Source organism: Pseudomonas sp. OVF7 (assembly GCF_030644265.1).
Lineage (GTDB): Bacteria > Pseudomonadota > Gammaproteobacteria > Pseudomonadales > Pseudomonadaceae > Aquipseudomonas > Aquipseudomonas gorinensis.
Genome location: NZ_CP128996.1, coordinates 4,299,840 through 4,318,608, shown reverse-complemented (window position 1 = coordinate 4,318,608; position 18,769 = coordinate 4,299,840). Strand labels below are relative to the sequence as shown.

16 protein-coding genes and 2 pseudogenes are annotated in these 18,769 nt (G+C 54.5%); 5 read left to right on the top strand and 13 right to left on the bottom strand.

Annotated elements, in window-relative coordinates; translation table 11 throughout:
- Positions 1–126: 126 nt before the first annotated feature.
- The gene (locus QU606_RS19560; RefSeq protein WP_256200701.1) at positions 127–1,158 is read right to left on the bottom strand and encodes a M48 family metallopeptidase; all 1,032 of its coding nucleotides are present in this window, start codon (positions 1,156–1,158) and stop codon (positions 127–129) included.
- A gap of 128 nt (positions 1,159–1,286) precedes the next feature.
- Positions 1,287–2,444, bottom strand: coding sequence for a hypothetical protein (locus QU606_RS19555; RefSeq protein WP_304997376.1), 1,158 nt, complete (start codon positions 2,442–2,444; stop codon positions 1,287–1,289).
- 249 nt (positions 2,445–2,693) lie between these two features.
- Here QU606_RS19555 and QU606_RS19550 point away from each other — a divergent pair, with 249 nt between their 5' ends.
- Entirely contained in the window at positions 2,694–4,292 is a 1,599-nt protein-coding gene (locus QU606_RS19550) for an LA2681 family HEPN domain-containing protein (RefSeq protein ID WP_304997375.1), read from the top strand.
- Between the two features lie 107 nt (positions 4,293–4,399).
- Here QU606_RS19550 and QU606_RS19545 read toward each other — a convergent pair whose 3' ends face one another.
- Entirely contained in the window at positions 4,400–5,221 is an 822-nt protein-coding gene (locus tag QU606_RS19545; protein WP_038450130.1) for an NADPH-dependent oxidoreductase, read from the bottom strand.
- A 138-nt stretch (positions 5,222–5,359) separates the two neighbouring features.
- On the opposite strand from QU606_RS19545, the gene QU606_RS19540 reads away from it, so the two are divergent.
- Positions 5,360–5,674, top strand: a complete 315-nt coding sequence (locus QU606_RS19540; RefSeq protein ID WP_038450129.1) for a hypothetical protein — start codon at positions 5,360–5,362, stop codon at positions 5,672–5,674.
- Positions 5,675–6,135: 461 nt separating this feature from the next.
- On the opposite strand, the gene QU606_RS19535 is transcribed toward QU606_RS19540, so the two are convergent.
- Positions 6,136–7,254, bottom strand: coding sequence for a hypothetical protein (locus QU606_RS19535; protein WP_304997374.1), 1,119 nt, complete (start codon positions 7,252–7,254; stop codon positions 6,136–6,138).
- Between the two features lie 9 nt (positions 7,255–7,263).
- Here QU606_RS19535 and QU606_RS19530 point away from each other — a divergent pair, with 9 nt between their 5' ends.
- Entirely contained in the window at positions 7,264–7,491 is a 228-nt protein-coding gene (locus QU606_RS19530; protein WP_304997373.1) for a hypothetical protein, read from the top strand.
- A 338-nt stretch (positions 7,492–7,829) separates the two neighbouring features.
- Here the strand turns inward: QU606_RS19530 and QU606_RS19525 are convergent, their stop codons facing one another.
- The 9 genes and pseudogenes from QU606_RS19525 to QU606_RS19490 all read right to left on the bottom strand — a co-directional run bounded on the left by QU606_RS19525 (position 7,830) and on the right by QU606_RS19490 (position 17,774).
- The gene (locus QU606_RS19525; RefSeq protein WP_304997372.1) at positions 7,830–9,647 is read right to left on the bottom strand and encodes a hypothetical protein; all 1,818 of its coding nucleotides are present in this window, start codon (positions 9,645–9,647) and stop codon (positions 7,830–7,832) included.
- A complete protein-coding gene (locus tag QU606_RS19520) occupies positions 9,647–10,078 on the bottom strand; it encodes an ABC-three component system middle component 2 (RefSeq protein WP_178098667.1) in 432 nt (143 codons plus the stop codon). The genes QU606_RS19525 and QU606_RS19520 overlap by 1 nt, the downstream gene beginning before the upstream one ends.
- Positions 10,079–10,081: 3 nt before the next feature.
- Entirely contained in the window at positions 10,082–11,152 is a 1,071-nt protein-coding gene (locus QU606_RS19515; protein ID WP_038450123.1) for an ABC-three component system protein, read from the bottom strand.
- Between the two features lie 52 nt (positions 11,153–11,204).
- Positions 11,205–11,486 (bottom strand): hypothetical protein, encoded by a 282-nt coding sequence (locus QU606_RS19510; RefSeq protein ID WP_038450121.1) that lies wholly within the window; start codon positions 11,484–11,486, stop codon positions 11,205–11,207.
- Between the two features lie 375 nt (positions 11,487–11,861).
- Positions 11,862–12,289 (bottom strand): annotated as a pseudogene (locus tag QU606_RS19505) (MFS transporter); the annotation flags it as partial.
- Positions 12,290–12,364: 75 nt separating this feature from the next.
- Positions 12,365–12,439, bottom strand: a pseudogene (locus tag QU606_RS33040) (ATP-binding protein); the annotation flags it as partial.
- 74 nt (positions 12,440–12,513) lie between these two features.
- The gene (locus QU606_RS19500; protein WP_304997371.1) at positions 12,514–13,329 is read right to left on the bottom strand and encodes a Shedu immune nuclease family protein; all 816 of its coding nucleotides are present in this window, start codon (positions 13,327–13,329) and stop codon (positions 12,514–12,516) included.
- Positions 13,330–14,073: 744 nt separating this feature from the next.
- Entirely contained in the window at positions 14,074–15,825 is a 1,752-nt protein-coding gene (locus QU606_RS19495; protein ID WP_304998637.1) for a UvrD-helicase domain-containing protein, read from the bottom strand.
- A 44-nt stretch (positions 15,826–15,869) separates the two neighbouring features.
- A complete protein-coding gene (locus QU606_RS19490; protein ID WP_304997370.1) occupies positions 15,870–17,774 on the bottom strand; it encodes an ATP-dependent endonuclease in 1,905 nt (634 codons plus the stop codon).
- A gap of 325 nt (positions 17,775–18,099) precedes the next feature.
- On the opposite strand from QU606_RS19490, the gene QU606_RS19485 reads away from it, so the two are divergent.
- On the top strand, positions 18,100–18,597 hold the full coding sequence (locus tag QU606_RS19485) for a toll/interleukin-1 receptor domain-containing protein (protein ID WP_304997369.1): 498 nt from the start codon (positions 18,100–18,102) through the stop codon (positions 18,595–18,597).
- Between the two features lie 29 nt (positions 18,598–18,626).
- A complete protein-coding gene (locus tag QU606_RS19480) occupies positions 18,627–18,761 on the top strand; it encodes a hypothetical protein (RefSeq protein ID WP_304997368.1) in 135 nt (44 codons plus the stop codon).
- Positions 18,762–18,769: the final 8 nt, after the last annotated feature.

The following is an 18,769-nucleotide window of genomic DNA, read 5'->3' as shown; positions in this document are numbered from 1 at the left end:
GAGTGACCTCTCCCAGAAGAGACCAAGCCTTACCATCTCAAATTCCGGGATGGAGTGGGATTGATCTGGCCGGTTATATTTTGGATTAACTAAAAACCGTGTTTTACAGGAGTTGGCTCACCCCAGCTACTCAGCCTTGATCCGCTTGGTCACCGATGCCAGCCTGCGCTTAACGCCAATTTTTGGATTCAAAGCCAGCGACTCCTCATAGACTTGGACTGCTTCGGGGTACTGGCCTAGCTGCTCGTGCGCAAGCCCCTGGACTTTGAGCGCTGTGGGCCTCCAGGCAGGGTTTTCATCTGCGCCGAGTGTACGGGCACGGCGTACAGCGGTCAGGACTTCCAGCGTGCGCTCGTCTGTCAGGTCGCCCTCCCCTAAAATCTTTTCTGCGGCGAGGATGATGCGGTCGTAACGGGAGGAATTGAGGTTGGCATCGCCGAGCTGATCAGCATCGATGAATTGGCCGTGAACGTTGTACCGGAAGCTCCCCATGTCCTTGAACAACACCATGAGTTCTCCTGTACTCTCGTCCACTTCGTAGCTATCAGGCCATCCGGCCTTCGGAGTGACGCTGTACATTTCGACCCGATTGACCAGGTCAAACAGGAACACCTTGTTGCCATGATCGGTTGGGCTGTTGGCGGTTGCGCAGAATGCGTATTTCCCGTGCCTGGAAATACCACTGGTGAAAATATTTGCCGTCAGCTCTTTAGCTAAGATCACAGAACCGCTGGGATCGAAAACGCTGAACGTCCCAGACAGGGTGCTACCAAAATGCCAATCTTCCAGGCAAAACACGCCGGTGTCACACACGTGGCCATTGTTTGGCCTAGGCATACTCCCATGACAGGCAACGGTACCGCTGCTCGCATCTGCAAGCACGTAGGCCCCTAAACCGGATTCTCTGTGACCTCCCCGACCCGCTGACGGATCGGAGTCTCTCCAGGCGATCGCCCACTTCTTGGACTTAGACAGTTGATAGACGCCTGAGAAACTGAGCGAATCGACTCTGAGGAAATGCTTGTCACGTTGGATCTGAGGGATAGCTTGGAGATCTGGCTGAGCGACCTGGGATTGAGCCTGAGCGGGCTGGTGCTTTGCTGCGGTATTGGATTTGACGGCCTTGGGCCTGTTGAACAGCCAGCTGAAAATGCCCATCTCCTACTCCTTTGGAAATTTGAGCGTGCTGGGATGCGGACGCACATTCCGAATAGTGTACCCGATGCTCAGCGGCTAGCCACACACGACCACTGCGGGAGCTTAGGGCCTAGAGCCATAAGGCTCGCTCACTCTCCAGACGTCTCACTCAGCGCCTGCTGCAATTGCTCAGCAAGCAGAGGCTGAAAAAGCTCAGACTCCGCTATTTGCCACCAAACGTTTGTACCCTCCTCCTCGGTGACAGCCAGCAGGTCGTGGGCCAGAAAAACCTCAAATCCCGCCCGGGCGACCTTGTTCTCGGCGCTGAGTTTATAAATCCCCGCTTGAGCGAGCAGCTTCTTGACGATTAGGGGCAGCAACCAGGCGGAAAAAATGAGGTGATTATGGCGGGGCCAGATACTCCCTTTTTCACCATTTGCGGGGCCATGAGCTGCGGCGTTACGAGCGGCACAGAAATCGTGAACCCAAGCGTCGACTGGGCGATTGACGTGTTTGTCCCAGTGCTCGCGCCACCGCGATTCGTCTAGGCTCCCTTTATGCCAAATGGGCGGGTTCGGTAGCTCATCGAAGTGTTCGTTAATAGCCCTGCGGAAGGCGGCTTTGTCATGTGGGACGTTGAGTAACGTGTCTATGGCAATCCTCATCAGGATCAGCTCAGATCGCTCATCCATGGATGTGGCATCGGTGTTTGCTCTGAGGAAGGAAACCACCGCCTCGTCGATGCGTTCCTTAAGCTCCCCATTAGGTAGCTTGAGTAATGCTTCGAGCAGTGGCGTGTCGAGCGAGATCTGCGTGCGATTGTCGACGTGGTAAGGCCGAATGAACTTGAGCCCCCCACTCCCCGCCAACATGTTTTGTGTTCCACCGTCACGCCGGCGCGTGGTCATACAGGAATGACCCGGTGAGGCGACATCGAACCGCTGCGCCACGACTTGGAGAGTGTCGGCGTTGTAGTACCCGAACATTGAACATAGCGAGCGGGCTGCCATGGCAGAGAATGCGAGGTAGGAGCTCTCTAGCAATCGCTGTTGGATCTGAGCGTCTGAAACCTCCAGTCCAGGTGTGTCATCATCCCAGATGATGAGTGCCGCCTGATGTATCGGTTGAGAGGGGTGAGATCCGAATCCCCGGTCGCCGTAATTGCCAAGGACACCGTCGAAAGCTATTTGCGGGATGCCCAAGACCTCACCAGGCAAACGGCCCCTTTCGTACGGGATCAGGCGCATATCTGCGATTCGCAGCTCTTCGGCAGCAGCCACCCAGGGTAGAAAGAACACTACTGCCATAGGTGCGCCTCTTAATTTTTCACACGTTGAATGATCTTAGCCCGCCGATCGGTGCTCAACGGGGCTGGTAACTGTGGAAGCACTGAGCGCCTCAGGATCAATGTTGCGGGTCGTCCTGCTCGATGAGCGATGCTCGTGCATGAGCCATCCAATTAATGCTGACATGGCAACCTTTTGACTACGCGGTTGTAGGCGCTGAATGTTTTCAAGGCAGCTAAGATAGTCAGCTTCTCATCGCGGTGATTACCCATGGACGATTTCGCCCGTCGTTTTGCTGAGCAGGGTTATGAACCCCATGCAGACGACCGCTCTCACCTTCTGAAGGCATTGAATGAACAGCTTCGCAACCCAGGCGACTCTCCTCGTCTTCTACGCTTCTATGACTCATTGATCGATGCTGCAGATGACGGCGCCGATGAAGGTATCTTGCGGCGTGCGACGGAGCTAGCGGAATTAGTGGCTTCGCGCATCGAGCCGGAGAACGGATGCCTCGTTTTCTACTCATGTTCCAATGCATGGGCCGCGCTGAGGAAGCTGGAGGTGCAGTCATGGGAGGACGATACCCTTGACCACCCTGCTCTGCTCAAACAGCTTTATTTCTTGCGCGCATCTATACAGCACACAGGTTTTAAAGAGCTGTCACCAATCCTTCGCTCCAGAATCCACTGCAACTTAGGCAATGCGCTCAAGGTGTGTGGACGATGGATCGAGGCGCTTGGGGAATGGCGCAAGGCCTTGGAGGATAATCCGATCCTGGGTATGGCCCTGGGCAACCTTGGCCTTGGCTTGGCTCAATATGGCAAGGCGCTATACGACCCTGGTCATACGTATTGGCTCCTTGTGCATGCACGGCGCAAGCTGGGGTTAGCCATCGCGGGTGGAGTGGGCCGTGATGGCGCTACCTATCCTGAAGCGATAGAGTTTTTCAAATGGCATCACGCCAGGCTAGCCGAATCCGTCGACGACGATGATGATGCAGAGCTGTTAGAGCACAGCCTCGGTTCCTCGAAGGAGGAGCGGCATTACCGGCGATGGTGCCTTGAGGAAGAGTTATTCCTCAATCCCATGAACGACCTGGGAGCGTTTCCCGCCGCCGCTCAAGACGTACTGAGGTTACCCGATCATGACGCCGACGCTGGAATCACGTACCTAGGCTTTTACAACCAGCTGAAGCAGGAGTACGGGTTCGCCCGCCATTGTCTTTACCTAGGAGAACACGCCAAACCCGGTCATGTAGCAGACAGGGGCATGGCACTTTCCTTCAATTGCGACTACGCGCTCTATGGCATGGGTCTGGAGCAGATCAAGACTGCCTATCGCAGCGCCTATTCGTTGCTGGATAAGGTTGCCTACTTTATCAATGCCTATTGGAAGCTGGGCATACCCGAAAAGGCGGTAGGCTTTCGGACTGTATGGTTCAAATCGGACAAAAATGGTCGTCTACTCCAGCCGCGGGTTGTGCGTGATGAATTCATGTTCACCCGGAATCTTCCGCTTCGCGCGCTCTATTGGGTATCCCAAGACATCTACTCCAAGGAGCTGAAGGATGTAGCTCGACCTGATGCTCAGGCGCTTGATGAATTGAGAAACCACCTTGAGCACAAGTACGCCAAAATCGTGGATTCTTGCCATTGGATTGGCGAGTCCTCAGAACTCTGGACTGATCACTTGGCATTTGTGCTCGACAGGGATGACCTCGCCGCGAAGAGCCTGTTGATGCTGAAGCTGTCCAGGGCTGCGCTGATCTATCTGTGCCTGGCAATGCACTTTGAGGAATCGCAGCATAAGCCTGACGGCCCGGTTGGCCATTTACCAGTTGAAGACTACCCGGACGACCTCAAAACCTGAGACCGGCGCCCATATGATGAAGAACCGTCTTGAGCCGCTCGCGGCCACACCAGAAAACCTAGCGAGCGGCACACCAGCTGAAGGGTTCAGCAAGCCTACGATGAGCTTTACCGCAGCCCAAAGCCCATCCGCGCCAGCTCACCCAGAAGCTCCTCACGCCCATGCAGACTCGAAACATTCCGCAGTCTGCTGACCACTTGCTCCGACCAGCCCGAGGCCTTCATGCCTTCACGCTGATAGAACGCACCCAGGCGCGCATCGTATTCCGAGAGGACGCCCTCCTCGCCGGCGATCGTATAGGTTTCATGATGCAGTACGGCTTGCTGCGGCAGCCGCGGCTTTACCTTTGCAGGACGGTCAGGTGATGGATAGCCGACGCACAGGCCGAAGACGGGATAGACCTGTGGCGGCAGCCCCAACTCTTTGGCGACACCTTCGATGTCATTACGGATGCCGCCGATGTATACGCTGCCAAGCCCCAACGACTCCAGAGCAACCACAGCGTTCTGAGCTGCCAAAGCTGCGTCGATCGTGCCGAGCAGCAAGCTTTCCAGGTACGGCAGCGCCTCCAGCTCTACCCCTGCCTGCTCCGCGATGCGCGAGACCCGAGACAGGTCTGCAAGCCATACTAGGAACAGTGGCGCTTGATGGATATAGGCCTGATTGCCGGCCAGGTCTGACAGTCGCTTCTTACGATCGACATCTTGAACGGCGACGACACTCCAGACCTGGAGATTGGAAGATGTCGATGCGGACTGGGCTGCTGCGACCAGTGTCTCGATCGTGCCTTCGGGCAGAGGTTGATCAGTGAATGCCCGGACGCTCCGGTGATCCAGCAGTTGCTCAATGACCTCATTCCATTGCGTTACCGGCGGAATGTCAGGGGCGCCGTACCGGGCGTTGAGCTTGGACTGGGCATTGGCTGTCATGAGTAGGCTCCAAAGGGCCGAAGGCTACCAAATTGATGTCCGCGCAACACGCTCAACACGCAAGGTTTCATTTACCATTCGGTCAGCCCAGGTCGGACACGGATAGACCGACAACACCCAGATACAGGTACCGTTCTTTTGGAAGCAAAACCACTGACAGCCCGCGAGGCTTATCAGATCCTGCGGGACATCGCTCTCGGGGTTCGTAGCATGAGACGACTAGGTCAGCAGTCGTGGGCTGAAATCTACTGCGGTTTGATGACAGTCGAGGCCGATGGCTGGGTGCTCACGTTCTATAACGACTGCGACACGCTTGACTATTGCGACAGCTGTTACAGCCCAGAGGGGCGAGCCTACGTTTTCGACTCGATGCAGTCGTACAGCACTGATCCTGTAGAGCTGCTGAGCACCTGGGAACATGCGCAGCTGGAAAAGCTGTTGGGCGTCGCGTAGTCGGCCATGGGAGACCGGCTGAGGCTGCGCTAGCGGGTGTTGTAGCAGCGCCGACCTGAGTTTGAACATCGGTGTTTACCATTCGCCGGCACGAGCCGTGCAAGATCGCTTCTTTCTGGCTGTATCTCAGCTCGTGGCATGAGGTTGTGCCTAGCATTGATTGTCGTCGACTGCTTTGCGACCAGATGCTGCGGATTGCAATGAGTCGGTACTGGAGCTCTTTCGCAGATAGGCGATGCTAGCCGGCCAGCCAAGCCACCCGTGAACCGAAGCCAATCGTAGACCTGTAAACCTGCTTTCTATACTGTTAACCAGCTTGGTTTACAGTGTGAAAAAGTGGTTTACAGTCAATCTGACTTGCCATTCCGACAATCATCCTAACCAGGCGCGGAGCAAGCTCGGCCGCCTGAGGGCGCCACCTATGAGCGCTCTTTCAAAAGAGCAGCGGCCCTCTGGGTTGCTCAGTCAAGCGAGGTGGTGGCGTCTTTGCCCAGAGGGTCGAGTACATCGACGTGCTCCCTCGCCCACTCCACCCACGCCTTCACATGAAGCCCCTCCTCCTCGCTGACCTCGCCAATGCCAGCTGCTACGGCATCAATGAACCTTCTCAGGCGTACCGCTTGCTCCCACTTCTCCATGTTCTCCACTAAACGCAGCGGCAGCGCTCGCTGGTGCTCTGCTTTCATGATGGCTTGGCGTCGAATGGCTTCTTCACTCTCACGCTGACGGCGCCACTCCTCCATGCTCGCCCGATACGCCCTCATCCGCTCTATTACTTTGGCGAGACCTGTGCAGAACTGATGAGGTTTGTCTTCCAGGTGGCCCGTCTTACTGTCTGTCCAGCTCCTCTGCGACCCTACGTCTGGCTTTTCTTGAGCAATCAGCGTCAATTCTCCAGTCGAGCTATAGACGTAGATTTCCCGTCGCCCCAACCACATCACCGGCTCACGCATCCGGCGCCGCTTGGGCTGGGGCTCTGGGGGTGGCGGAGGTTTCACTGCTTTTGCAATACGCTCTCGCAGGGTCACGTAAACCATCTCCCCGTCGAACGTTACCGTGGTTCGGTTGTGATCATCCACCGCCCAAATGCATCCGCGTTTTGAGCTGTCTTTTATCAAGGCGTCCAGAAGCAATGCAGCGCGATCGACCATGTCACGCGAAATACGGGTATACAACACCCGCTCGCGCCGTAGCTCCACCCGTCCTTCAACATCCTTCGCAGCCCTGACCGCCTGGAGCCATTTACGCACCAGCGGGTGGGGGTCTATTAACTTGTCCGGCACACTGAGTTTCTCTAGCTTGGGAGTGCTGGGCGGTTTGGGCGGCGCTGGAGGTAGCATCGTCCTGTCCAATACGCGAAACGTAATCAGCTCGGTAGAGTTCGGCGGAGCGGGCTTGCTGGGGCGGTTCTCGGCGGGCTTGGCCCAATGTCCACGAGCCGGCAGTGAAATGCCAGCCTTCCTGCATGCCTTGCTCAGCGCGACATCTGAAACACCAATCTCCCGCGCCAGCCTCAGAACCGGTGTAGACCAGGCTCGATCGAATAGCTCGCGAGCCGTAAAACTCACGTTCTTATACATGCGGTCTCCTTGAGCGACCTGACGAGAAGGAGAATTTCTGAGCTGGACTCGAACCAAGGTACATTGGTACCTGGCTCCTATATCGGCTATCGGATCGGTGTTCACCAAGCTCATCACCAGGAGCTGGTGTACTACTTCACGCCCTACTCCGAAACCTTCAGTAAATTGCGCTCTCACGGCTACCACACGCGCTATGACGTCACTTGGCCGCAGTTCAAGGATTCGCGGCAGCAGTAGGTTGAGGGAGTGATGATCCAGGAAGGAAGTTTGCGAACAAGGGTCAGCGGGCACTGCAAGCTGGGTACTGACTCAAGAATACAGTGGGACGGTATTCTGCGGCTTCCCTCCCCGCTTCAAACGTCACGGCTGATCGCTAAGGATCACCCTGTGGCTGAAAAGCGAAGGAAAGGACGCTGTTTAATGGGGAATCCAGGTATTCCCCCTACATGAAGACACCACCCTGTGCTTATTTCGCGAAGACGGCAGAGGTGGCGCCGCTTGACGTCTGCCTGCTCGGCCCCTGGATCAACCACCACGTCGCATCGTGGTGATCAATCACTACGGGAGCAAGGTGCTTAGTCCCTCAATGTGAAGAAACCATATCGACCGTTGTTCCGATTTTTCGTGAAATGCTGGTAATTGAGCATCGGGATCACAGACGGATCCGGCTCTTTGTTCTCGAAGATGATGATCTGCGAGTCCCTAAAGCTATCTGCAATGTCTCGATAGAATCCATAAATCAGGTCGCCGGTGATGGCATCGGCCTCATCTTCAGGCTGGTCATCCCCTTCCTTGTAGGTAGTCAGCGGCGAGTCCAACACGACGAAACCAGGATGGCGTCCTGAAAGCTTTAGCAGGTTCATCAAGCCCAGCACGAATGCAGAGAAGGCGACGGCGCGATAGCCCTTCCCGAAATTACCACGGGCGCTGCCACCGATAGTGATGTCTCTTGCCTTGAAATCGAAGTCGACTGGGAGGTAGCCAGGGAAACCCCAGCGCTCCAAGATAGACTGAATTTCCGCCACCAAAGGTGTCACAGCCTCTTCAAAGCTCTCTGCTGTGTAGCCTGCTTGCTCTTCGAGCAGTAAAGCCCCTAGCCGTTTCAGTTCGTCGCTGAGCTTGGCTTTATCAGCGACTCGTTGATCGATGGTGGATAGGTCGAATCTGATACTCGATGAGAGCTCTTTAAGGTCGCTGACTGCCTGCACCGACTCTTCAAGCTCTGCGGCGATCTGCTTCTCCAACACTGCAATGGCTGCCTTGATCGCCAGCGCACTGGAAGTATTTTTCTCTATGGCGGCTGATAAGGCGCCTTGGGCTTCCCCAAGCTCCTGGATGTTCTGGGAAATACGGTTCAGCTCAAAGGTAACGCCCTTCTTGATGTCTTCAACATTGGCCGTGCAAGACTCAGAGTCGAAGTGATTGCCACAGGTTGGGCAAAGCATTGAGTCGGATGCATCCAGAAGAACCGCTGCCTGTTCGATCCCGAGAAGGCGTTGGCGGTCAGATTCATACTTTTTGCCAAGCATGTCGAATCGACCAAGAAGGGCTTTGTCTTCAGCTATCTTAACGTCGACGAGCTCCAGTTCTGAGGTATGGAGGGCCTTTTGTTGGAACAGGCCTTTACTTGACTGGAACGCGCTTTTCAGGTCTGCCTCTGCCTGCTCCAATCGGCCGGCGACCTGATGGTTAAACGAATTCAACTTCTGGAGCTGAAGAAGTTGGGAGGCATCCTCGCCTGGGTAAAACTTGCTGATGATTTCTTCGACAGCCGTGACCTTGTGCTTCAGGGCCCCTTTTGACTCCAAGTCTTTTTTGGCTGACTTAACTGCTGAATCATCCCGACCTGTTAGCAGCAGCTTCAAAATCGAATTTTCTTTGGTCTTTTCCATGACCTGGCCAGTACCCAGTGGAGAGTATTCGGCGACAATCCTCGACTCATCGATCAGGAAAACTTTCTCAAGGTCACGAAGAGAGAAAGCGCCGCTTCTCAGCGATTCAGAGCCCAGAAGCAACAGCTTCCCATCCAGTCCTAGCTTGTCCAGGAAATGGCTAGAGAGCGTCGATTTGTTATTGGCACTGTGCTTGGTGCCCAGGACTGAAACCCTGCCCTGTTCGTCAATCAGTGTTGCCTTAGAGTTTTCTGCAAGCGGTCTTTCGATGGTGAACGTGGTTGCGTCGTCGTTCTCGAATTTCACCCTAACGGTGGTGTAGCCTTTTGAGACCTCTATCGGTTTTGGGGGCTTCGACGACCCGAGCGCAAACTTAATACATTGTACGATGTAGGACTTTCCGGTGTCAGAACCGCCCTGTACAACGTTGGCGCCCTTGGTAAAGTAAACTGCAGCGTCTGGAAGATCAGGGCCGCTAACGACAACACTCTCAATAAACATTAGATTGCCCTGTCAACTTTGTAGATGGTGCGGCGTTGGGTGGTGAGATAGTCGATGTTGTTACTTACCCATGACACACGCCGCCGAAAATCTGTATGGTAATCAGTAGATAGCATTTCGGCGAAATCGCGTCCCGCTGGTGTAATACGATAGCGAACCCCCTGCTCATTCACATTGGAGGTGATCATCCCTTTCGACGTGAAAAGCTTCATAGCGCCGGGAAACACCTCTCGCCTGCGGACAAGCTCGGCAAGACGATTCATGAGCATTGGGTGCAAGCTTGGGCCGCCCTGGAAGTCATCGCTATAAATCGCCGCGTAATCCAGAAATATAAGTTCGTCTAAATCGATCTCACGATTAAGTCCAGCAAGCAGGATAACGATCCTTGCACCATTTTCTACGGGACTATTAAACAAATCCTTTGAATTCATAATCTATCTCTTGATCCACTTAAACTTCTGATCATTCACTAGCTGGTGACACAGGCCTTTTCGGTCGGAAGCCTGAATGTAGTGGAACAAAGGATGAGCGCTGTAGGGAAGGCTGGCGGCCTGTGAACTCACAGCGAGGAACCTATCATAACCGTGATCGTGCTTTTGACGGATAACACTGTGAATGCCTTCGTAGCATTCATCTTTGAGATCTTCATAGCACCCGGTAGGAAATGCGTCGCGCGAGAATATTTCCAGAGACTCAGCGCTGAAAAAGTTTATTCTTGCTCGATCTAGGTCTTCTTTGTATTCAACCCCCTTAATGTTTGCTAGTGTGTATTTGGTGCCCGTCACATCAGAAAATGCGTGTAAAAGAGCTTCAATGTAGACTCTTTCATTGTCGCCGACCGCTTCCGGGGCGGACTTTTTAACCAGAGGGCGCTTTAAATGGTAAGTACCAAAGCGCATCGAGTGATAAGGTGTTTTGGAGTGCCTCTCCACGAGGTCAAGCGAGGACATTTCATCGACAAACGAGAAGTCAATTCCGTTGATGTAATCCAGCAGCTCCCCCTCTAGAGGGATTGACTGAGTCTTGGTAATTTTGTCTCGGCAAGCTTTATCCCATCGACTGATGAGCTCTATTTTGATGCGAGATTTGTTGGCAAACATGTCAATGCAGTCAGAGCTGCACCCCTTCGGCGTTACGAAGCGATACTCACGTGGAAGCATGTAATCGCCTTTCCAGCTGTAGTATACCAACTTGCCAAGTTCAGCCACAACATCGGCGACGTTTAGTTTGTCGCCATAATGCTTGCACTGGTAGTTATCCCAGCCAGTCGAAAATCGACCGATGATGTCACGGCCTTTGTCCCCCGCGCCAGCGCAGCGTGTAACAACCTCATAGTCTTTACCTAGGTGATAGACCAGCTCTAAGGTAAAAACCTCCCACTCGTCTGCTGACATAATCAGTAGACGATCTAAGGGTTGAATTGGTTCTCCCTTCTGAGCGTCGAGAGCTGTTAGCATGAACTCCGGTTCCGGTGGAAGCTCGATGGAGTTTTCACCTATAGACATTGGCTACATTCCTCCGCAAATAATCTAGAACCCACGAAATAGGTAAGGAAATTCATAATCCGAGTTCGCGCTCAAATTGAACACCCTTTATACGATTCGACATACCGCTGACAACCTTTTTTGGGTTATTCCTTAAGGCGTCAGAAAGTTGCTTCAGGAGGCGCTGATTAAACTCCATATTGTCTGAGAGTTCACCGATTATAACGTCTGGATAAACATCGGTTTCCTCCAGCACCATGGTCAATGCAGCGCGTGCTGCACCGATAGGCTTATCCTTCACATATTCGACTAAATCAGCGGGGTGAAAGGCGTATTCCTGTTGACGCTCACTCATGCGATGTTCCTAAGAGGTTCAGAAGAAATTTTTCTCATAAAATTTCAGGCGCAACGAAGCCACCCCTAGCATCTCACTCAGGATGAACCCATTGGTTAGCTGTATCGAAAATTGGTGGTTCCGCTGATCCATGCTGAGGCTCCAGTCGTGCCTTGCTTTCGAGAGGATAAATCCTCGTCGCGTCCTTGTTTGATGGCGTAATAATATCGCCTTCCTCGGATTTGGGGAACCTGGATCATTATCAGCTAGTGCTGGCGATGGGGTATATAAGTACTCCTAACCAGTTCAGTCTATTCCTTCATCGAACCATCCCAGGGGGCTAGGTAGTCATAAGTTGAATTGGAAGGACTGGTACGCCCCGACCATGGAAACGGTCTAGCTCAAATCAGTTGAAGTGGCCGGCAACTTCCGGAGCTTCATGGCCACAAGCATGGCGAGCAATAGGACCCCCCCTATGTACAGGACTACCCCATTCCATCCACCCGCGTGGTAAGCAAAACCGCCCAGGGTGCCGACTACGCTGGATCCGGCGTAGTAAGAGAAGAAGTAGAGGGATGAGGCCTGACCATTCGCGCGTACCGTCCGACGTCCAATCCAACTGCTCACAACCGAGTGGGAGCCGAAGAATCCAAACGTGACAGCACCATTCCAGGCAGAATGATCGCGACTGGCGGCGCCATGGTCAGCAATAGCCCTTCTGCCATGACGAGAATCGAGACGACGAAAGTGGGGCGGCGGCCGTATTTGTCAGCGAGAGCACCAACCTGGGGGGAGCTGTAGATACCTGCCAGATAAACTGCGGATTCCACGTCATCCGGACACTCGTTCCACGCTCATTCGGACAGGCAGTCGGAGCGCAGCGACGCAGGTTTGCATTGTTAGTCTGAAGTCCCTTCCGCCGTCAATTTCGTCACACGCCTGCGCATCGATTCGCCCTTCAGTTCGATCCTATATGGATGAGTTCGTACAAAGGACTGCGTCGCGTTGAGCCCCCGGGCCGGGCGTTAGCACTCAGCCCTGCTCCCGTTCAAAAAACATCTGGGACTGGTTTGGGCCCCGCAGGTACAAGGTGCTCAGCGAGCAGTTGCAGCTTGCCCAGCAGCTCATCGAATGTCACCACTTCCACATCCTTACAAGCATTGCGGAACAGCTCAAAGCTGTGACGGCGACTTTCCTCAGTGGGTTTGGTGCCAGCAATCACGACGCACCTGGCGGTGTCTGGATGCAGATCGCGCATGGCCCTATCTTGAAGGTGTGAGAGCCAATTCGAGCGCATGAGGCCCTGTTGGTGCAGCACTTGGGTGATGGCGCCGCTGAGCTGCAGATGCGGCCCGTAAACGTCCTGGTTGCGGTATGGCCTGCTTTGCATGAGCGGCGTTGACGGCTTTTTGATTTCCACAATCGCCAGTTCACGGCCTTGCGCTAATAGCAGGTCACCAATGTGAGCGCCAGCACCGTGAATCATGGATCCGCGGGCATGAAATTGCGTGTGCAAAAGCGAAACAGGGCGTGCGAACACCATGCTCAGGATGAACATGTTGTCTTCGAAGAAACGCTGCCAGTGGCTCTCGGGCAATTCTTGCCCAAGCATTTGCTGATACCGCTCGATCATCTTGGCCAGGGTTACCCGCTCAATCTCGGCATGCAGCTCATACAGCTCCCGAGGCGCCTCTTGCGCCAGCAATCCTACGCTGTTCTTGACCTGGTTGAGCTGGCTACGACGCTCCTGCCTTGCAGCGTACGTCACAGCGCTTTTAACCGCCCCGGCTCCTTTGCTCGGTGATTCGATACGCTGGCCGGTGAAGATCAGATTAGGGATGAGGCCAGGGAAGACCTCCTGCATGACCCAGTGCAGCTGAGCCGAGGTTTCACTCCTGCGCTTGGCCCTGGAGATCCTCATGCACGCCCTTCGGCACTGATCGACCTCGGCCTCCCGCACAAATACGGTACCTCCTTCCTCGGATGTGTCCCCATCACTGCTAATAACGAGGGTGTGAGCCCGAGGAATCAACCTCAAGCCCCGCCACAATGGAGCTAGTTGCTTCACTAGCCCTAAGCCTTCATCACATGAGTTGAACAGCTTGCCAGGGAGGTTGAGATCGATATGAAGCAGGGCATCATCAGTATTGTCTGGGACATCACGGACATGACTGGTCTCATAGATGATGCATGGTACGTTGCCGTGCCTGGGGCTTCGGTAGCGCTGAGTATGCGGATTCGTATAAATCGGGTACATGGTGATCCAGCCAGGATCGATTGAGGCCAACAGATGCCATTGCTCTTCCGGCAGGGATCGCCATGACCCTATTTCAACCTGCTCGAAGATTTGGAGATAGAGGTTGGCCGAGAAACCATTCTCGTTGGGGCGGCGGGAGAGTTAGAAGGACGGAGTCAGGACATCATCAGTCCAACGGGTGTGGTGCTGCTGCTCACCGTCCGCCATTGTTATCTCCTCATGTTAGTGTCTGGAAGGATCGCCCCCTCTGGGGTGATCCCTTGCTTCGAGACGCTGGAGCATATTTGTACTCCATCTGTTATCTGGTCTAAGCTTGCGAACCCATTCCTTCCTGAGCGGCAGTCGCTCCGGCTACGGGAGCTCAAACCCCATTTGTGTCAGCGCTTCCCGTTCCTTGGGTTTTAGTTTTTTCACAGCCCAGAATAATCTGTGTTGTGGCCGCGAACTGGCAACGTAGGCGAACCGCGCGGCCTCCGTACTGCGATCGCGTAACCAGTCACGCCAATGCGAGAGATGAACACCTGGCTGCTGTGATGAAACGAGCACCGTGACATCGTGAGTTTCGCCTTTCACCTGGTGGATGGTCTCGTAACGTAGGCTGTCCGGGTGGTACTCCTGGCGTTCGTGACTCATAAGGCGAACTGAGACCTGGTTTTGCCCCTCTCCGGCCCGGGCACTTATATTCAGCTCACGTAGGCCTTCCAGATCCTCGCGAATCTCTGCGGGCACGAATGCCTGATCAGGTAACTGGCGCAGCGCAAGCTTGGCATTCCGTGCCCAGGCAGACCATGTCATTGCCGGATCGGCTGCTCCATTGGCAGCCATGAACTTGAGGCTTTCGTAGATGAACTGCCGCCACGCCAGCTTGGACTCCATTGCGACGGGGCAATAAGGCCCTGCCCGGCTTACCTGCATCTCCAGTTTTCCGGTCAGCCATTTGGCGAACGTCCGAAGGCTCTCCTTAATGTCCTTGAGTGATCCGGTGCTGGCGCTAATGAACGAGACTGCAAGTACCTCGATACCTTCGAAGGCATCGCCACTGCGTAAACGCTGGAGGGTGGTATGCCCGCGGGCAACCAGCACGACTCTCTGGTACTGCCGGGTCAGGTCGCGAATGGTGGGCAGCAGCTCCGACGGACATTGCTGGTATTCGAGAATTTGCGGGGGTATTGAGGCTATCTTAGGGTTGCCTTTGATTCGGCCGATCCCAAGTAGGTTGCTGCATAAGTCAACGATCGCCTGCCCGCTTCGCCAATTCGCTGTAAGTTCGTACGGCTTAAAGTCGAGCCTGGCCATCAGCTTCTCGACCCTTTCCGGGTTTGATCTCCGAAAGCCATAAATCGACTGATTAAGATCCCCGACAAAATGAAATTTCACCCCTCGATCGTGGAGCTTTTCGACGATCCTGAGCTGCTCCTCTGAGAGATCCTGGCATTCATCCACTATCACCAACGGGAACCTGCGGGCTACCCGGGTGAAATAGGCGTCGTACTTGCCCTCCCTCAGCGCCATCAGGGCGAGCATGTCGATATCACCGTAGGTTGCGAAGCCTGCCTCCCATAGCCTTCTCTTGGTAGCTATGAGGTCTTTACGGGTAGGTTCGTCGATGTTGACGCCATTGAGCTGCTGATCCAGCGCTCGCTCCCCGGTTGAGAAAACAAACCGAGCTGAATCCAGGTCATAGTTGTACCGGCACGCAGGGATTCGTCGACCGCAAATAGGGTTGCGCGTAGGGATAATCTTCGCTGACTTTTCAAGAATACGGATCCGGTAATCCCCCTCCTTCCCTTTGTAGCCAGTGAGGTCGCGTGCGATCTTCCCTACGAGCCGGGTGAAGACGAAGCTATCGAAGGTGGAAATGATATGTGGGTAGCCAATGGGCTCGCGTAGATGCTTGTATACCCTAGCTTTGAGCTCGTCCGTTGCACTGTTCGAAAAGATCAGCACCGCGATACCCGAGGGGAAGTGAGACCATTCGCTCACGACCTTGGACACCATGGCAGCAACCACCTCGGTCTTACCGCTTCCGGGACACGCCTTCAGGTACGCGTGTCGATCTAGAGGGGCATCAAGGTAATCCAGTTGCTCGCGCGTAAAATTCAACTCATCAGCAACCGCGGACTGTCCCCCGTCATCGATCACAGTCATTACTCCACCCTTTCCTGCAGGCCGCAAACCCAGAGAACAGCCTGGCGAATGTAATCCGGTACTACGAACTCGCCTTCGAGGGTTTCAAGCTTGTCGGCAAAGGCTTGCGCGTAGACACCCTTGCCGACTTCATCTGTGTCAATGCGCTCCAGTAGGGCATGCGCGTATGGCGCTTTCGCTTCTGGTTTCATCGATTCGAAATCAAGCTCGGCGTCACTGTTCAGCTTCCTGACCACAGGGCCGTCCGGTACCGGCCACAGGTTGGCTGCAACTGGCATCATCGATTGGAGGTTGTTGCCCTCCAGGGCAATGTCGTACTCAAACGTTTTGTATTTGCCAGCAAACAGACGAGCGAATTTGGACTGGTTGATGACGGCTTGAAGCCCCAGCGCAGGATTCTCGCCGAGCTGGTAATCGTCGGCATGAGGCTGGTAGGGCACATCCCTTTTCCCACCTTTGCCATCATCAATGGACACAATCGATTTGGACGGATCATTGTCTGTTAACCCGGCGCACCTGATAGGCACGTTTTCGCCAGGCTGCTCACCTGTGACGTCACAGAAGAGCTGCATGAAATGCTTAAAATAGATGCCGCCGAGGTTAATTACTGAGACACCGTAATCGTCCAGCGAGTCCTTGCCGTTGCCGTACTGACGCAGAACGAAGCGTGCGAGCTCTGGCACAACAATCGCCTCGGCAATGCCCTCAACCAGAATCGCGCCCTTGGAGAACAGAAGATTCGACTTGGTTGCATCCAGCCACCGATCGACAAAACGCCGGCTGGGATCGGGCAGTCCACAGCCCAGCAGCGACACTGCCAGAGGTCTACCCTCGTTGGAAATGTGGAGTATGTGATTGATGGAGACGGCAGCCGAAATCACAGTCGAATGCGTGGTGATGATGACCTGGATGCCGCGTCCCTCCGCGACGGTTTTGAGATGTCGAAGCAGACGCAGTTGGAGCTGCGGATGCAAGTGCGCCTCTGGCTCCTCGATCAGTAGCAGCCGCAGGTAGGTCTTTTCGCCCTGCCCCTCGTCTTCTTCTAGGATCAGCTCTGCCAGAATCGACGCGATGTACAGGAGGTTATTGTAACCGAGGCTATTTTCCTCAAGCGAGCGGAACTGCGCAGGATCCACCTGAGTGAGATCCGGGAAATAGAGCAGCCGCAATCCTTCCACGATCCGCGAGAAGCTCACCTCCGAGAACTGTATTACCGTACCCTGGGATAGGTGCAGGCCGAGGGCAGCCTTCAGGCTTTCTCCGATGCGCTGGTTGGCAAGCTTAATGGTAAATTCGTCGCTGCCAGCAAGCTCACGGTTGAACTCCCCTACTCGCTTTTCCAAGGGGTGAAGTTCTTGCGATTTGCGCGCAGCGTCCAGATCCTTGCGACAAAGGGCTTTGAGAAGCCGGGCCAATCTGGACTGTCTGCCCTCTCTCAGCTTGGTTTCTGCGTCACGCAGCGGCGGTAGGTAGATACAGTGTATGAGATCGAGGGTCTCGGTTTGTAATGGGTTGGTGTATTCATGACCACCATACGAGTGATGCTTGAAACGCCCCCTGGATTCCTGGTTACGTGCTTCGAACGTCAGCTTTGCTTCGTCATGGTGTCCACACCAATCCTCGAACGCCACCGCATCAATCGCGTCCAGATCGCTAAAGGTGGCCTGGATGTGGATCTGCTCAGATGCAACCGTACCGGCCTCAAAACCGCGATGGAAGTCACGCTCACTGATCATCCGCTTGCCAGACTCAGAGTCGTTGAACAGCTGCCTTACGGCGCTGATAACGCCTGTCTTCCCTGCGCCGTTTTCGCCAACTAGGACGTTTAACCCGTCGTTGAATTCGATGGTGAAGGGCTCACCGAAACACTTAAAACCGCTGACATCTAGCCTACGCAGGTACATGTGAGTCCTTTCAGAATGGGTGGTCGTAGGGCGGTAGATTGTTGAAATGACAAAGATATACGGTAGGCAATGTAGCCTACGTTCATCAGTTCGGGGAATGCATTCGTGCCCCCACCAGGCTAGCGGATAATGGGGTTCTAATACTTTGGTCGCAGGGCGATTATCACCGCAACTGGTGGTCTGGCCGCCAACCCGCGAAGCACATGGCTTTCCTCTGTGCTTAGTTGCATGTTTCAGCCTACTCAAGTGCTGACCCAGCCACTACGCATGCTTGAGGCAACTTCAGAAAGATGGCATTTTGATGGCCGATTGCAAGGGAAGCCTTATGCCGATTCGCCAGTCAGATTTGCGCAATACAAGTTTTAGTCGCTCTGCCCAAGCCTACTCCAGTCGGCGTCCTGGGCAACCTACTGCATTCCTGAGCCACAGCCATCAGGACGCACAGCTTGCCTTGGGACTACAGGAAATGCTCAAGAAAGCGGGATGGGACGTTTACATCGATTGGCAGGACAACACGATGCCTGCGATCCCGGACGGTGAAACCGCGTTTAACATCAAGGTCGCAATCGTTCGAGCTGACTGGTTTCTCTTCCTGGCGACCCAGAACTCCATGGCGTCGAGATGGTGCCCTTGGGAAATCGGTTTCGCTGACGGGAAAAAGGCCCATGACCGCATCGCCATCATTCCTACCTCGGACAATCAGGGCCACTTTCATGGCAACGAGTACCTGAGCCTTTACAACAAAATTGATTTCGACAAACACGGCTATGGCCTTGCGCTCTTTGATACCAGAGGCAATGGCACGTGGGTACGGAACCTCTAGCTCAATGTCCGGTAGCGCAAGAGGAAAAGGTGATAGCAGTCGATAAAGAGACGAGGTATGAACACGGCAAGAAATTCACCCCACTGCTGCAGGAACTGGGCGCGGCAGGTACCAACCTGACGCAGGCGCACGTCGTCATCTCAAACCTGCTGCCACTCATCTAAAGGAAGAT

Excerpts from the sequence above, each read along its gene's own strand:
- QU606_RS19560 (WP_256200701.1), bottom strand. The coding sequence starts at position 1,158 with ATGGGCATTTTCAGCTGGCTGTTCAACAGGCCCAAGGCCGTCAAATCC.
- QU606_RS19555 (WP_304997376.1), bottom strand. The coding sequence starts at position 2,444 with ATGGCAGTAGTGTTCTTTCTACCCTGGGTGGCTGCTGCCGAAGAGCTG.
- QU606_RS19550 (WP_304997375.1), top strand. The coding sequence starts at position 2,694 with ATGGACGATTTCGCCCGTCGTTTTGCTGAGCAGGGTTATGAACCCCAT.
- QU606_RS19545 (WP_038450130.1), bottom strand. The coding sequence starts at position 5,221 with ATGACAGCCAATGCCCAGTCCAAGCTCAACGCCCGGTACGGCGCCCCT.
- QU606_RS19535 (WP_304997374.1), bottom strand. The coding sequence starts at position 7,254 with ATGTATAAGAACGTGAGTTTTACGGCTCGCGAGCTATTCGATCGAGCC.
- QU606_RS19525 (WP_304997372.1), bottom strand. The coding sequence starts at position 9,647 with ATGTTTATTGAGAGTGTTGTCGTTAGCGGCCCTGATCTTCCAGACGCT.
- QU606_RS19520 (WP_178098667.1), bottom strand. The coding sequence starts at position 10,078 with ATGAATTCAAAGGATTTGTTTAATAGTCCCGTAGAAAATGGTGCAAGG.
- QU606_RS19515 (WP_038450123.1), bottom strand. The coding sequence starts at position 11,152 with ATGTCTATAGGTGAAAACTCCATCGAGCTTCCACCGGAACCGGAGTTC.
- QU606_RS19510 (WP_038450121.1), bottom strand. The coding sequence starts at position 11,486 with ATGAGTGAGCGTCAACAGGAATACGCCTTTCACCCCGCTGATTTAGTC.
- QU606_RS19500 (WP_304997371.1), bottom strand. The coding sequence starts at position 13,329 with ATGCAGGAGGTCTTCCCTGGCCTCATCCCTAATCTGATCTTCACCGGC.
- QU606_RS19490 (WP_304997370.1), bottom strand. The coding sequence starts at position 17,774 with ATGTACCTGCGTAGGCTAGATGTCAGCGGTTTTAAGTGTTTCGGTGAG.
- QU606_RS19485 (WP_304997369.1), top strand. The coding sequence starts at position 18,100 with ATGCCGATTCGCCAGTCAGATTTGCGCAATACAAGTTTTAGTCGCTCT.